This is a genomic window from Palleronia pelagia (genome assembly GCF_900110115.1).
In the GTDB taxonomy this organism is placed as follows: Bacteria; Pseudomonadota; Alphaproteobacteria; order Rhodobacterales; family Rhodobacteraceae; genus Palleronia; species Palleronia pelagia.
In genome coordinates, this window is record NZ_FOCM01000008.1 from 56394 (window position 1) to 69618 (window position 13225).

General features: G+C 66.6%; 15 protein-coding genes. 7 read left to right on the top strand and 8 right to left on the bottom strand.

Annotation, left to right across the window (positions count from 1 at the left end):
* Window positions 1-91: 91 nt before the first annotated feature.
* The 5 genes from ccoP to fnrL all read right to left on the bottom strand — a co-directional run bounded on the left by ccoP (window position 92) and on the right by fnrL (window position 4675).
* A complete protein-coding gene (gene ccoP, locus BMX96_RS15640; RefSeq protein WP_091846337.1) occupies window positions 92-970 on the bottom strand; it encodes a cytochrome-c oxidase, cbb3-type subunit III in 879 nt (292 codons plus the stop codon).
* Window positions 967-1236 carry a cbb3-type cytochrome c oxidase subunit 3 gene (locus BMX96_RS15645; RefSeq protein WP_091846338.1) on the bottom strand — a complete coding sequence of 90 codons (270 nt, stop codon included), beginning with the start codon at window positions 1234-1236 and terminating at the stop codon, window positions 967-969. Before BMX96_RS15645 ends, ccoP begins: the two co-directional genes overlap by 4 nt.
* Window positions 1237-1246: 10 nt before the next feature.
* The gene (ccoO, locus tag BMX96_RS15650; RefSeq protein ID WP_091846339.1) at window positions 1247-2068 is read right to left on the bottom strand and encodes a cytochrome-c oxidase, cbb3-type subunit II; all 822 of its coding nucleotides are present in this window, start codon (window positions 2066-2068) and stop codon (window positions 1247-1249) included.
* A 4-nt stretch (window positions 2069-2072) separates the two neighbouring features.
* Window positions 2073-3668, bottom strand: coding sequence for a cytochrome-c oxidase, cbb3-type subunit I (gene ccoN, locus BMX96_RS15655; protein ID WP_091846340.1), 1596 nt, complete (start codon window positions 3666-3668; stop codon window positions 2073-2075).
* A gap of 266 nt (window positions 3669-3934) precedes the next feature.
* Entirely contained in the window at window positions 3935-4675 is a 741-nt protein-coding gene (fnrL, locus tag BMX96_RS15660) for a transcriptional regulator FnrL (protein WP_091846341.1), read from the bottom strand.
* 70 nt (window positions 4676-4745) lie between these two features.
* Between fnrL and hemN the strand changes: the two genes are divergently transcribed.
* From hemN to BMX96_RS15675, 3 genes are read left to right on the top strand one after another with little or no spacing between them, the layout of a single operon-like run.
* Complete coding sequence (hemN, locus tag BMX96_RS15665) at window positions 4746-6086, top strand: oxygen-independent coproporphyrinogen III oxidase (RefSeq protein ID WP_091846342.1); 1341 nt, start codon at window positions 4746-4748, stop codon at window positions 6084-6086.
* 54 nt (window positions 6087-6140) lie between these two features.
* Complete coding sequence (gene nth / locus BMX96_RS15670) at window positions 6141-6785, top strand: endonuclease III (protein WP_091846343.1); 645 nt, start codon at window positions 6141-6143, stop codon at window positions 6783-6785.
* Window positions 6782-7774, top strand: a complete 993-nt coding sequence (locus BMX96_RS15675) for an adenosine kinase (RefSeq protein ID WP_091846344.1) — start codon at window positions 6782-6784, stop codon at window positions 7772-7774. Before nth ends, BMX96_RS15675 begins: the two co-directional genes overlap by 4 nt.
* 95 nt (window positions 7775-7869) lie before the next feature.
* On the opposite strand, the gene BMX96_RS15680 is transcribed toward BMX96_RS15675, so the two are convergent.
* Window positions 7870-8688: a sulfotransferase family protein gene (locus BMX96_RS15680; RefSeq protein WP_091846345.1), complete on the bottom strand. Its 819-nt coding sequence runs from the start codon at window positions 8686-8688 to the stop codon at window positions 7870-7872.
* A 139-nt stretch (window positions 8689-8827) separates the two neighbouring features.
* Here BMX96_RS15680 and BMX96_RS15685 point away from each other — a divergent pair, with 139 nt between their 5' ends.
* Window positions 8828-10405, top strand: coding sequence for a DUF5928 domain-containing protein (locus BMX96_RS15685; RefSeq protein WP_091846346.1), 1578 nt, complete (start codon window positions 8828-8830; stop codon window positions 10403-10405).
* Between the two features lie 55 nt (window positions 10406-10460).
* Window positions 10461-10841 carry a histidine triad nucleotide-binding protein gene (locus tag BMX96_RS15690; protein WP_091846347.1) on the top strand — a complete coding sequence of 127 codons (381 nt, stop codon included), beginning with the start codon at window positions 10461-10463 and terminating at the stop codon, window positions 10839-10841.
* 59 nt (window positions 10842-10900) lie between these two features.
* On the opposite strand, the gene BMX96_RS15695 is transcribed toward BMX96_RS15690, so the two are convergent.
* Together BMX96_RS15695 and BMX96_RS15700 are read right to left on the bottom strand one after the other, a co-directional pair.
* On the bottom strand, window positions 10901-11287 hold the full coding sequence (locus tag BMX96_RS15695) for a SpoIIAA family protein (RefSeq protein ID WP_091846348.1): 387 nt from the start codon (window positions 11285-11287) through the stop codon (window positions 10901-10903).
* Window positions 11288-11381: 94 nt separating this feature from the next.
* A complete protein-coding gene (locus BMX96_RS15700) occupies window positions 11382-12329 on the bottom strand; it encodes an ABC transporter ATP-binding protein (protein WP_091846349.1) in 948 nt (315 codons plus the stop codon).
* Between the two features lie 134 nt (window positions 12330-12463).
* Here BMX96_RS15700 and BMX96_RS15705 point away from each other — a divergent pair, with 134 nt between their 5' ends.
* Window positions 12464-12646 (top strand): zinc-finger domain-containing protein, encoded by a 183-nt coding sequence (locus tag BMX96_RS15705; RefSeq protein ID WP_373280056.1) that lies wholly within the window; start codon window positions 12464-12466, stop codon window positions 12644-12646.
* Entirely contained in the window at window positions 12643-13194 is a 552-nt protein-coding gene (locus BMX96_RS15710; RefSeq protein ID WP_091846350.1) for a hypothetical protein, read from the top strand. The genes BMX96_RS15705 and BMX96_RS15710 overlap by 4 nt, the downstream gene beginning before the upstream one ends.
* Window positions 13195-13225: the final 31 nt, after the last annotated feature.

The following is a 13225-nucleotide window of genomic DNA, read 5'->3' on the forward strand; positions in this document are numbered from 1 at the left end:
CGGCGCCGGGCAAAAAGATGGGCGGCGGGCTCTCCACTTCCCGCCGCCCCCAGGGGGCACGCCCGCCTGCGCTGGACGTGCGCGCAAGCCCCTAGTTCGTCGCGGGGTCCTCCTCGGTGCCCCCGCCCAGCCCGTGGACATAGGCCGCCACGGCCTTCAGCTCGGCCTCGCTCAGGAACTTGCCCCAGGCGGGCATCACCCCGAACGGCCCGCGCGAGATCGAGTGGGCGATCTGGTCCTCGCTGCCGCCGTAAAGCCAGATGGCGTCGGTCAGGTTGGGCGCGCCCAGCGACTGGTCGCCCTTGCCGTCCATCCCGTGGCACGAGGTGCAGTTCATGTCGAAAAGCTCGCCCCCCGGTCCGGCCAGCGGGTCGGTGCCGTCGGGCAGGGACATGACGTGGGCGGTCAGCGTGGCGATTTCCTCTTCGCTCAGGATCTCGCCGAAGGCGGGCATCTGCGACCAGCGCGCGTCGGGGTCGTCTTCGTTGCGGATGCCGTGGCGGATGGTGGTGGCGATGGTGTCGATGTCGCCGCCCCAGAGCCACGCGTCGTCCAGCAGGTTGGGATAGCCGATCCCGCCCGCCGCGCCCGCGCCGTGGCACTGGGAACAGTTGGTGCGGAACACCGCCGCGCCCGCGTCCCGGGCAAAACCCTGGACCTCGGGGTGGTCGCCCAGCGCGGCCAGTTCGGTCTCGACCAGGCGGTTGCGCATGGGGGCCTGGGCGTCATCGACGGCCTGGATCTCGGCCGCGACGTCGCCGCGCGTGGACCAGCCCAGCACGCCGCCGGTGGCCGACGTCACCATGGGCCAGGCGGGGAACAGGATCACGTAGATCACCCCGAACAGGATGGTGGCGTAGAAGGTCCAGAGCCACCACCGCGGCAGCGGGTTGTTCAGTTCCTCGATACCGTCCCACTGGTGGCCGGTGGTTTCCGTCCCGGTGACGGGATCTATGCGTTTGTTGCTCATTTCAGGGCCTCGAGGGTCTTGGCGCAGGTGCAGTCGGGGCAGGCGTTGGCGCAGCCCGCGATGCGCGGGGCGGCGGAGCCCGCGGGCGCGCGCGCAACCGGCACCGTCGCGGCGTCGTTGCGGAAGGGCGTCATCGCCGCGTCGTCGTGAAGGGGGCGCGAGCCGGGCCGGAAGGCCCAGCCGATGACCCCGAGGAAGATCAGCGTCAGCGCCAGGAGCGCCCAGCTGTCCGCGAATTCGCGCAGAAGGGAATAGGTGTCCTGCATGGCGGTCTCCTTACCGGCTGGCGTCTGCGGTGAAGGTCGAGAAATCGACCAGCGTGCCCAGCATCTGCAGGTAGGCGATGAGGGCATCCATCTCGGTCAGCTGATCCTGGCCGTCGAAGTTTCGGACCTGCGCGCCGGGATAGCGTTCCAGCAACCCGTCGATGTCGCCGAACGGGTCGACCTGCACGCGGAAGTCGGCCTTGGCCTCGGCGATCATCTCCTCGGTATAGGGCACGCCCACGATGCTGTGCGTCTCCATCACCTCGTCGATATGGGCGCCGTCCAGGGGCGTGCGCAGCAGGTAGTCGTACTTGGGCATCACGCTTTCGGGCACGACCGTTTGCGGGTCGATGAAGTGGTCCACGTGCCAGGCGTCGGAATAGCGCCCGCCCACCCGGGCCAGGTCCGGCCCGGTGCGTTTCGAGCCCCACTGGAACGGGTGGTCGAACATGGATTCGGCGGCCAGCGAGTAGTGGCCATAGCGCTCGACCTCGTCGCGCATGGGGCGGATCATCTGGCTGTGGCAGACATAGCAGCCCTCACGCAGGTAGATGTCGCGGCCCGCAAGCTCCAGCGGCGAGTAGGGGCGCACGCCCTCGACCTCTTCGATGGTATTCTCCAGCCAGAAGAGCGGCGCGATCTCGACCAGGCCGCCGACGGTGACCACCGCGAAGGAGGCGACCAGCAGCAGCGTGGCGTTGCGTTCGAGGATCGCGTGCTTCTGGATGAAGCTCGAGTGATGCGGAAGCTCGTTGGGGATACCGCCATCGCCGGGCTGGGTGACCTTGGGGTCGTCCTCGGGGTTCGGGATTTTCTTGTTGTCGTCGGTCATGGGATCACTCCGCGGGAACGGTGGTGGTGACGGGGGTGGCTTGCGGCTGGCGGATGGTCATCCACATGTTCCACACCATCACCAGCGCGCCGGTCAGGTAGAGAACGCCGCCCAGGCCCCGCACCAGGTACATGGGAAACTTGGCCGCCACGGTGTCCGCGAAGGAGTTCACGAGGAAGCCGTTCGCGTCGACCTCGCGCCACATCAGGCCTTCCATGATCCCGGTGACCCACATGGACGCCGCGTAGAAGACGATGCCGATCGTGGCGAGCCAGAAGTGCAGGTTGATCGCCGCCATCGAGTGCATCTGCTTGCGGCCCCAGAGCTTGGGCGTGAGGAAGTAGATGCAGGCGAAGGTGATCAGCCCGTTCCAGCCCAGGGCGCCGGAATGCACGTGGCCGATGGTCCAGTCGGTATAGTGGCTGAGGCTGTTGACCGCGCGGATCGACATCATCGGGCCTTCGAAGGTGGACATGCCGTAGAAGGCGAGGCTGGCCACGAACATCCGGATGATCGGATCGGTGCGGATCTTGTCCCAGGCGCCTTCCAGCGTCATCAGGCCGTTGATCATGCCGCCCCAGCTGGGCATCCACAGGATGATCGAGAACACCATGCCCAGCGTCGAGGCCCAGTCCGGCAGCGCGGTATAGTGCAGGTGGTGCGGACCGGCCCAGATATACAGGAAGATCAGGGCCCAGAAGTGGATGATCGACAGCTTGTAGCTGTAGATCGGGCGTCCGGCCTGCTTGGGCACGAAGTAGTACATCATGCCCAGGAAGCCCGCGGTCAGGAAGAAGCCCACGGCGTTATGGCCGTACCACCACTGCACCATCGCGTCCTGCACGCCGGCGAAGACCTGCACGGATTTCGAGCCCCAGATGCTGACCGGGATGCTGAGGTTGTTGACCACGTGCAGCATGGCCACGGTCACGATGAAGGCCAGGAAGAACCAGTTGGCGACGTAGATGTGCCGCTCGCGCCGCTTGATGATCGTGCCCAGGAACACCGCCAGGTAGGCCACCCAGACGATGGTCAGCCAGATGTCCACGTACCACTCGGGCTCGGCGTATTCCTTGGATTGCGTGGATCCCAGCAGGTAGCCGGTGGCGGCCAGCACGATGAAGAGCTGGTAGCCCCAGAAGACGAACCACGCCGTGTTTCCGCCCCAGAGCCGCGCTGCGCTGGTACGCTGGACCACGTAGAACGAGGTGGCGATCAGCGCGTTGCCCCCGAAGGCGAAGATCACCGCCGAGGTGTGCAGCGGGCGCAGGCGACCGAAATTGGCATAGCCTTCCGACCAGTCGAAATTCAGCACCGGGAAGGCCAGCTGGAACGCGATGAAGGTCCCCACCAGGAACCCCGCTATGCCCCAGAAGGCGGTTGCGATGACGCCGGCGCGGATGGGACCGTCCATGTAGCTGCCCTGGTCGGCCAGAGGGGGCGGATCGTCCACCGACCGCAGTTCCCACAGGAACAGGCCGCCGGCGATCAGCATGATCAGCACGGCATGTACGGAATAGGCCAGGTCGCGCCCCCAGTCGGCCGCGACGGCGGCGAAGATGGCGACAAGCGCGTAGGCGGTGAGGCGAAAATACTGCATGGCGTCCCCTGAATGCCGGTCGTCCCGCGAAAGTGGACCGTTCAGGCGGGACGTCGCACATCCGCGACAGCGCAACATTGACATGGATCAAGGGATGGATCGGGCCCCGGCGGTGCGCGTCCCGACGGGGTGTCAGGAATTTCGAGCCGAAATTCCGGAGATTTTTCCTTGAAAGATCAGGCTATCGGGCGCGTCGGCAAGGACCCGTGGGGCGCGCCGTGCGCCATGCGTATGGCTTTGGGACAGGGGCGGCCCGCGGCAAAATGTCAGGCGATGGGCGCGCCGTCCCCATCATCGCCGGCCTCGAAGGCCAGCGCGTCGTAGTCCAGGATGCGGATATCCTGCCGACTGGGCACCTCGATCAGGCCGTCCTTGCGCAGGGCGGTGATCTGGCGGCTGATGGTCTCGATCGTCAGGCCCAGGTGATCGCCCATCTGCTCGCGCGACATGGGCAGCGCGACCAGGATCTTGCCCGAGGGCCGCGCCATGCCGCGCACCGAGCGCTGGCGCTGCGCCAGGTTCAGAAGAAAGGCGGCCAGCTTCTCACGCGCGGTCATTCGGCCCAGCACCACGGCCCAGTCGCGCGCGGCGTCGAGCTCGTCCAGGGTCATGGTCAGAAGCCGCGAGGCCACGTGGGGCGTGTCGCGGACGATTCGCTCGAAGGCCGTGCGCTCGAACCGGCACAGGGTCACCTCGCTCAGGGCGGTGACGTCGAAGGGCGACGTCGCGCGCCCCGGGCGGCCGATGAAATCCGACGGCAGCAGAAGCCCGACGGTCTGGCGGCGCCCGTCCTCGAGCGTGCGGGACATGGCCGCGCAGCCCTTCACCAGCGACGAGAAATGCGACAGCGGCTCGCCCGCGCGGGCGAGGGGCGTCCCGACAGGGACGGTCTTGTAGCTTTTGGCGCGCTCCAGCATCGAAAGCTCGTCCGCCTCGCACTCGGCGCAGATGGCGTTGTGGCGGATCGGGCAATTGCCGCAGGCGATAACGGGATCATGGGCTGTCATGGCACCAGATTATGCGTCCACTTGACTTGGATCAATGCCGCCGCGACGTCGCGGGCGTCAGGATCGCGACATGACAGATGATCCGCTCACCACCGCCCTCCTGACGGCGCGCGTTCCGCGCTATACCTCGTACCCGCCCGCGGACCGGTTCGGACCGGAAGTGGGCAGCGCCGCGAAGACGCGCTGGCTCGGCGAGATCCGACCGGGCGCGCGGATCGCGCTCTATCTCCACGTGCCATTCTGCCGCAGGCTGTGCTGGTTCTGCGCCTGCCGGTCACAGGGGACGCAGGCCGAGGCACCGCTCGAACGGTATCTCGACACGCTTGCGGACGAGATCGCGCTGACCCGCGCCGAGCTGCCCCATGATGTCGAGGTCGCCAGCCTGCACCTGGGGGGGGGCACGCCGACGATCCTGTCGGCCGATCAGCTCGACCGGCTTGGCGCATTGCTGGGGGAAGGATTCTTCTTTGCCTCGGGCGCCGAGGTCTCGGTCGAGATCGATCCCTGCGATTTCGGGCCAGCGCGACGCGATGCCCTGCTGCGGCTGGGTCTCAGCCGGGCCTCGATCGGGGTGCAGGATTTCGATCCGCTCGTGCAGCGCGCCATCGGGCGGCTGCAATCGGCCGAGGAGACCGCGCGCGCGGTCGACCTGATCCGGGCGGGCGGCATCGGGTCGCTGAACGTGGACCTGCTTTACGGTCTGCCACACCAGACGCCCGCGCGGCTTCTGGCGACGCTGGATACGACGCTGGGCTTCATGCCGGACCGGATCGCGCTCTACGGCTATGCCCATGTGCCCTGGGCCGCGAAGCGTCAGAAGCTGATCGACGCGACCGCCCTGCCGGGGCCGCGCGAGAGGCTTTTGCTGGCCGACACGGCGCGCAGCCGCTTGATGGCGGCGGGCTACGTGCCGATCGGGATCGACCATTTCGCCCGCCCGGGCGATTCGATGGCGGTGGCCGCGGCGCAGGGCGCGTTGCGGCGGAATTTCCAGGGCTACACCGTGGATGCCGACCTGCCGCTGGTGGGGCTGGGGCCCTCGGCGATCTCGCAGTTGCCGCAGGGCTTCGTCCAGAACGCGCCCGCAACGGCGCTGTGGGCGCAGATGGTGGAACAGGGGCAGCTTCCCGGCGCACGCGGGATCGTCGTCGGCCCGGCCGCCCGCGCCATGGGGCGGGTGATCGCGGCGCTGATGTGCGACGGCCGGGCCGATCTTCCCGCGCTGACCGGTGATCTGGCCCCGGACATGATCGCGCGGGCGCACGCGGCGCTGGACGCGCTGCCCGGGGCCGGACGGCTGGACGAGGACGGCGTGCTGGAACTGGAGGACATCCGTTTCGCCCGGCTGGTGGCGCACCGGATCGACAGTACGGCCGACACCGGGCCGGGACGCTACAGCCAGGCCTGCTGACGCGCCGCATATCGCCGGTTGCGGCATCGGGGCGGGTGGGGCATGAAACCCGCCATGCGCAAGCCGCTGCCATATCACGTGATCGACGAGATCTTCGCCCGTTTCCAGGCGGCCGAACCCACGCCCGAGGGCGAGTTGGAACACGTGAACGCCTATACCCTCGTCGTGGCCGTCGCGCTGAGCGCACAGGCCACCGACGCGGGCGTCAACAAGGCCACCCGCGCGCTGTTCGCCAAGGTGACGACGCCGCAGCAGATGCTGGACCTGGGCGAGGACGGCCTGATCGAGCACATCAAGACCATCGGCCTCTATCGCAACAAGGCCAAGAACGTCCTGAAGATGAGCCGCATCCTCGTGGACGAGTATGGCGGCGAGGTGCCGTGTTCGCGCGCCGCGCTGGAAAGCCTTCCGGGCGTGGGCCGCAAGACCGCCAACGTGGTGCTGAACATGTGGTGGAAGCATCCCGCCCAGGCCGTCGACACCCATATCTTCCGCGTGGGCAACCGTACCGGCATCGCGCCGGGCAAGGATGTCGTCGCCGTCGAGCGCGCGATCGAGGACAACGTGCCCGCGCCCTATCAACTTCACGCCCATCACTGGATGATCCTGCACGGCCGGTACGTCTGCGTGGCGCGCAAGCCCAAGTGCCCCGCCTGCCTGATCCGTGACCTGTGCCCCTTCGAGGAGAAGACCGAATGACCACCGACACCCCCCGCATCATCGGCATCGGCAACGCCATCGTCGACGTCATCAGCCACGCCGACGACTCGTTCCTCGAGAACATGGGAATCGAGAAGGGCATCATGCAGCTGGTCGAGCGCGAGCGGGCCGAGCTGCTGTATGCCGCCATGTCCGACCGCATCCAGACGCCCGGCGGGTCGGTCGCGAACACCATCGCGGGGCTGGGGCGGCTGGGGATGGAGGCCGCCTTCATCGGCAAGGTGCGCGACGACGGGCTGGGCCGGTCCTACGCGAAGGGCATGCGCGACGATGGCATCGCCTTTCCGAACGCGCCGGTCGAGAACGCCAACCTGCCGACCTCGCGCAGCATGATCTTCGTGTCGCCCGATGGCGAGCGGTCGATGAATACCTACCTGGGCGCGGGCGCCGACCTGTCGCAGGACGACGTGCCCGAGGCGACCTTCGACGGCGGCGGCATCCTGTTCCTGGAGGGCTACCTGTTCGACAAGGACGAGGGGAAGACGGCCTTCCGGCGCGCCGCGCAGCTGATCCGCGCCGCCGGCGGCCGCGCGGGCCTGACCCTGAGCGACCCGTTCTGCGCCGACCGCCACCGGTCGGACTTCAAGGCGCTGATCTCGGGGGAGCTGGACTACGTCATCGGCAACGAGGCCGAGTGGACGACGCTTTACGAATGCGACCTTGGGCACGCGCTGGCGCAGGCCGCCGAGGCCTGCGATACCGTGGTCTGCACCCGCTCGGGCGATCCCGTCGTCGTGATCCGGAACGGCGAACGGGTCGAGGTGCCGGTGCATCGCGTGACGCCGGTGGACGCCACGGGCGCGGGCGACCAGTTCGCCGCCGGGTTCATCTACGGCTACGCGCTGGGCCTGCCGGCCGAAACCTGCGGTCGCATGGGCGTGATCGCGGCGGCCGAGGTGATCGGCCACGTGGGCCCGCGCCCGCAGGCCAATGTCATGGCGCTGTTCCGCGAGGCGGGGCTGGTCTGAGACCGCTCGCGGTTGCCGTCGGGCGAGGTCATTCGGGGGGCTGTCGGAAGACTATCCCGGGTGAACCTGCCCCGGCGATCCGGGATCGTCCGCGGTCAGTCGCCCAGCTTGGCGTGGACCTCGTCCAGGTCGATCTCGCCCACCGGCATCTTGTTGGCCGGGATGTCGAAATCATAGCGGAACAGCTTGAAGTCACGGTGGTAGATTTCCCACATCAGGTGCATCGACAGGTCGTCGAAATAGTCCTCGACCGGGTGCGCGCGCTTGGGGCCGTGGCCTTCGGATTCGTTGAACCGCGGGATCTGTGAAAGCTCGACCGGATGCGGCGTCTCGACCGCGTCCAGCACCCGCTGCATGCCGGTGTTGAAATCCTCGGTCCAGAAGATCTGGTCGTAGCGGCCGCCATTGGCGACCAGTGTACCCACGTGGCCCGCTACGGCGGACCAGTGGATGTCGGGATCCATTGGCTTGCGGAACCGGATGGTGTCGCGCACGAACAGCAGGAACCGCCGGAACGACGCGATCTGGTCGAACTCCTGCTTGCCGTCGTCGCCGCCGACCTCGATCCCGTATTTCTGGATCAGGAGCGGCACGAGGTTGCCCCGATAGCGGCGGCCGTTGCGCTGGATGCCGCAGATCTTGTCGAAGAAGCTGGACAGCACGCGGGTATAGGGGTTCCGCACGCAGGTGAAGCTCAGGCTGTCATGGGCCTTCACGTTTCGGGTGATCTCGGGCTGGCTTTCGTCGATGCCCCACTTGTGCATCCCAGACTTCGCGTCGTGGATGTCGCCGTCGTAGAATTCGCCGTGATCGGAATAGTACATGATCTGGCCGATGGTCGAGCAGGCGCATTTGGGCACGACCCGGTAGACCATGCTTTCACTGGAGGTCATCCAGACTCCCGGAAATCCCATTCTTTCGTCATCCCCCGGGGCGCCTCGCGCGTTCAATCGCGAACGCGGCTGTCGATTGCGCCGTTCAAGACTGTTATCGCACCGCCCAACCGGGCTATCAAACCCAAAGGGAAGACCGAGACCAGATTGGGGCGGGCCGATGGCGAATATCGCATATCTGCTACTTTGCCATAAGGATGCGCCCGCGATCGTGGCCCAGGCGCGACGGATCACCGCCGCGGGCGATTTCGTCGCCATCCATTTCGACGGTCGCGCCAATGATGCGGATCACGCCGTCATCGCCGCCGACTTGGCGGACAATCCCCGCGTCACGCTGACACCGCGGCGGATCAAATGCGGCTGGGGCGAATGGAGCCTTGTGGCGGCAACGATCCTGGCGGCGCGGAGCGCGCTTGAGGCGTTTCCCCGGGCCACGCATTTCTACATGCTGTCGGGCGACTGCATGCCGATCAAGTCAGCCGAGTATTGCCGCGCCTTTCTCGACCGCGAGGATTGCGACTACATCGAGCATAACGACTTCTTCAGCTCGGACTGGATCAAGACGGGCTTCAAGGATGAAAGACTGGTCTATCGCCACCTCTTCAACGAACGCACCCAGAAGCGGCTGTTTTACGCGTCGCTTGCCGCGCAGCAAAGGCTGCGCCTGACACGGCGGATCCCCGAGGATCTTCGGATCATGATCGGGTCGCAATGGTGGTGCCTGCGCCGGTCGAGCCTGGAATGCGTGCTGGACTTTATCGGACAACGCCCGGATATCGTGCGGTTTTTCCGGACCACCTGGATCCCGGACGAGACCTTCTTCCAGACCCTGGTCTGCCATCTGGTGCCCCGGGTCGAGCTGCGCAACCGCACGCCGACCTTCCTGATCTTTACCGATTACGGGATGCCGGTGTCGTTCTACAACGACCATTTCGACTTGCTCTGCGCGCAGGATTACCTGTTCGCGCGCAAGATCAGCCCCGGCGCGACCGATCTGAAATCCTTGTTGGGAAAGCTCTATATCAGTCGCGGGACTGAATTCCATATCTCGAACGAAGGGCGGAGCCTGTTCCATTTCCTGACGAACCGGGGCAGGCACGGGCGCCGCTTCGCCCCGCGGTTCTGGGAGCGCGAGGCATCCATGGGGCGCGACCGGGAATTGCTGATCGTCGTGTGCAAGAAATGGCACGTGGCGAAACACCTTCTGGTCGCGATCCGCGAACGGACCGAAATTCCCTGCATCGAGTATCTGTTCCACGAGGACAGCTGCCCGCTTCCCGACTTGGGCGGGATCGAGAACAGCATGCAGAAGCGCACGCGGCACCGCCGTGCGCTGATCCGGCTATTGTTCGATTATCATAAGTCCGACCGGTTGCTGATCTGTCTCGATCCCTCGGCGCTTGACCTCATGCGCGACTTCGAAAGCGACAGCGCCCGGACCCGCATCCTCGAGATCGAATGCGACTTCTCCGATGAATACCTTGTGGGGCACGCCCGCCGCGTCGGGCTGGCCGGACCCTCCAGCCCCGAAGCCACATTGGCGCGCCTCCTGCCGACGATCCGCGCCGATTTCCAGTTCGAAAGCGACGCTATAAAAGGCGCCGGCTTCGGACACCTTTCGCGCCTGCGGGAGGATCATCCGACCACGTCGAACGCGGCTGCGCTAGCCGGTTTTCTGTCGGTGGACGAGGATACGGCCTGCGCACTGGCCGAGTCCGAACACCTGTTTGCCGATTGATCCCCGCCCGAGGATCCGGAAAGCTGGGTGAAAGCTATTAACAACGGAGCCGCAGATGCCCTTCGCCTACGACGACCAGAACATCTTCGCCAAGATCCTGCGCGGCGAGATCCCCAACGACACCGTGCTCGAAACCGAGCACACGCTGGCCTTCAACGACATCCAGCCCCAGGCACCGGTGCACGTGCTGGTGATCCCCAAGGGCGCCTATGTCTGCCATGATGACTTCGCCGCCAATGCCAGCGACGCCGAATTGGTCGATTTCATGCGGGTCTCGGCGCGCATCGTGGCCGAGGCGGGGATCAGCCCGGGCGGAGCGGGCGAGGGGTATCGCACCATCTCGAACGCGGGCGCGCACGGGGTGCAGGAGGTGCCGCACTATCACCTGCACATCCTGGCGGGGCGGCCGTTGGGCCGGATGCTGGCAAAGGCCTGACGGCCGGTCATGCGCCCGCGAGAACTGCCGGGCGGAAGGCGCGGGCGCGGTTCAGCCTGTCAGGCCGGGCGAGCGCCCACGAACTGCCACGCCGCGTCCTCGTCGCCCCGGTCGAAGCTTTGCGCCTTCAGGGGCAGCACCTTGCCGAAGACCTCGACCAGGCGCGACGGGGTCGAGGGCGCGCCGACAACGGCATAGCGGTCGACCTTGGCCACGGATTTGAGCTGCGCCTTCAGGCTTTCCCAGTTCAGGCCCGCGCCGGCCTCGGACCCTTCGAAGCGGTCGAAGATCAGCAGCATCGAAACGTTGTCGTGGTGCTCGAACTGTTCGTTCATGTAGGCACCCATGGCCTCCATCTCGTCGGACGTGATTTCGCCCATGATGTGGAAGGCGAAGACGTGATCTTCGGTGGAGGGGGCCTGGCGGATCGAGGGGGTGACGAACATCGGACAATTCCTGCGGCAGTGGTGGGCCTTTCCGGCCCTTGGCTGATCCAAACTGCGAAGGGCGGGCCGATGTTCCGTCGCCCGGTCCTCGTGCTCAGGCCGCGCGGGTCTGCGCGTTTCGCGTAAGGTCCAGGAACACGTCCTCGAGATGCGGCTCCTCGATCGACACGTCGGCGATGGTCACGCCCGCGTCGCGCAGCGCGGCCAGGATGTCGCCCGGCGATGTCTTGGTCTTGGCGTAGTTGATGGCCAGGATCCCGCCACTGCGCCGTTCGAGCTCGGCGTCCGGAGGCAGGGGGATGTCCGCGGGCGGCGTGTCGTCGGGCTTGATGACCAGGGTCTTGGTGTCGATGAGGCTGATGAGCCGGGCGGTGGTGTCGCGGATCAGCATCTCGCCCTGATTGATGATGGCGATCTCGTCGCACATCTCCTCGGCCTCTTCGAGGTAATGGGTGGTCAGGATGATCGTCATCCCGTCCTCGTTCAGCTTGCGCACGTTGCGCCACAGCATCTGGCGCAGCTCGATATCGACGCCGGCCGTGGGTTCATCCAGCACCAGGATGCGCGGCGAGTGGACCAGCGCCTTGCCCAGCAGCAGCCGGCGGCGCATGCCCCCCGACAGGTTGCGGGCATAGGCTTCGCCCTTGTCGGCAAGCCCGATCATGTCGAGGATCTCGTCGGTCCGGCGTTCGGATCGGGGCACGCCGTAAAGGCCCGCCTGCACATCGAGTGAGGCGCGCGGGGTGAAGAACGGGTCGAGGTTCAGCTCCTGCGGCATGACGCCGATGGCGGCGCGGCTCTGACGGGGGTTCACGTCCTGGTCGAAGCCCCAGATCTTCACGCTGCCTTCCGATTTCACGACAAGACCGGCAAGGATGTTGATCAGGGTCGACTTGCCAGCGCCGTTCGGCCCCAGCAGCCCGAAGATGGATCCGCGCGGGATCGTCAGGTCGATGTTCTTCAGCGCCTGCTTCGGCGGCTCGGAGCCCGCACCGGCATAGGTCTTGGACAGCCCCGAAATCTCGATGGCGTTGTCGGTCATTGCAGTCCGGCTCCCCTTGTCGGCGGTGGCGCGATGTTTATCATCGGCACAGACCTAGGCCCCGCGACACGGCGGGGCAAGCTGCTTGCGCAAGGGGACCCATGTCCGAGAAACCCGTCGACCTCGAAGGCGACCTGCCGCCCACCGGCGCATTCGACGCGCCCGAGACCGAAACCGTGACCACGCGCCGCGTCAGCTGCGACGGCGAGATGACCCATCCCCGGGTCTGGCTCCAGATCCCCGAGGAACGCGGCTGGGTCGAGTGCGGCTATTGCGACAAGCGCTTCGTGCTGGCCGAGGGCGCGGACGACCATTGATCCGTCTGGCCCTGCTGTGCCTGTGCCTGCTGGCACCGGCGGTGGCGGCCGAGCCGAAATACGGGATCCTGCGCAACTACAGCGGCCTGCCGCTGGTTTTTCCGCTGGCGATCAAGTCTGACCCGGGGCGTGACCTGATGATCGCGCTGCGCGAACCCGACAGCTGGGACGTGGCCTATACCGCGCGGGTCGAGGGCGGCGCCTTCTTCCGCGTGCTGGTTCCGGTCGGCACCTACGTTCTCGAAATCACGCCCGAGGGCGGGGCGCCGTACCTTTACCCGCAGCCGCTGACCTTCCGGATCGAGGGGTTGAGCCGCAAGGTCGGGCACAGCATCGACCTGCGCGGCGGCGACCTGGGCGCGCCCGAGCCGATCGCCTTCTGCCAGTCGCGCCGGATCGATCCCGACGACTGGCGGGATCTGCGCGACTACTGGCGGCTGCCCCCTGGGGACCCCGAACGGCCCGACCGTGTCCCCGGGCCACAGTTGCGCGAACGCCTGTGCGACGGCACCGATGCGCGCCGCAGTTTCGACCCAATCGACGGGTAATTTCGCCTCCGGATTTTCGGAGGATGTGCGC

Coding starts and splice junctions, on each gene's coding strand:
- BMX96_RS15680 (WP_091846345.1), bottom strand. CDS start 8,688: ATGGGATTTCCGGGAGTCTGGATGACCTCCAGTGAAAGCATGGTCTAC.
- BMX96_RS15700 (WP_091846349.1), bottom strand. CDS start 12,329: ATGACCGACAACGCCATCGAGATTTCGGGGCTGTCCAAGACCTATGCC.
- BMX96_RS15645 (WP_091846338.1), bottom strand. CDS start 1,236: ATGCAGGACACCTATTCCCTTCTGCGCGAATTCGCGGACAGCTGGGCG.
- hemN (WP_091846342.1), top strand. CDS start 4,746: ATGACAGATGATCCGCTCACCACCGCCCTCCTGACGGCGCGCGTTCCG.
- ccoN (WP_091846340.1), bottom strand. CDS start 3,668: ATGCAGTATTTTCGCCTCACCGCCTACGCGCTTGTCGCCATCTTCGCC.
- BMX96_RS15695 (WP_091846348.1), bottom strand. CDS start 11,287: ATGTTCGTCACCCCCTCGATCCGCCAGGCCCCCTCCACCGAAGATCAC.
- BMX96_RS15675 (WP_091846344.1), top strand. CDS start 6,782: ATGACCACCGACACCCCCCGCATCATCGGCATCGGCAACGCCATCGTC.
- ccoP (WP_091846337.1), bottom strand. CDS start 970: ATGAGCAACAAACGCATAGATCCCGTCACCGGGACGGAAACCACCGGC.
- fnrL (WP_091846341.1), bottom strand. CDS start 4,675: ATGACAGCCCATGATCCCGTTATCGCCTGCGGCAATTGCCCGATCCGC.
- BMX96_RS15690 (WP_091846347.1), top strand. CDS start 10,461: ATGCCCTTCGCCTACGACGACCAGAACATCTTCGCCAAGATCCTGCGC.
- nth (WP_091846343.1), top strand. CDS start 6,141: ATGCGCAAGCCGCTGCCATATCACGTGATCGACGAGATCTTCGCCCGT.
- BMX96_RS15685 (WP_091846346.1), top strand. CDS start 8,828: ATGGCGAATATCGCATATCTGCTACTTTGCCATAAGGATGCGCCCGCG.
- ccoO (WP_091846339.1), bottom strand. CDS start 2,068: ATGACCGACGACAACAAGAAAATCCCGAACCCCGAGGACGACCCCAAG.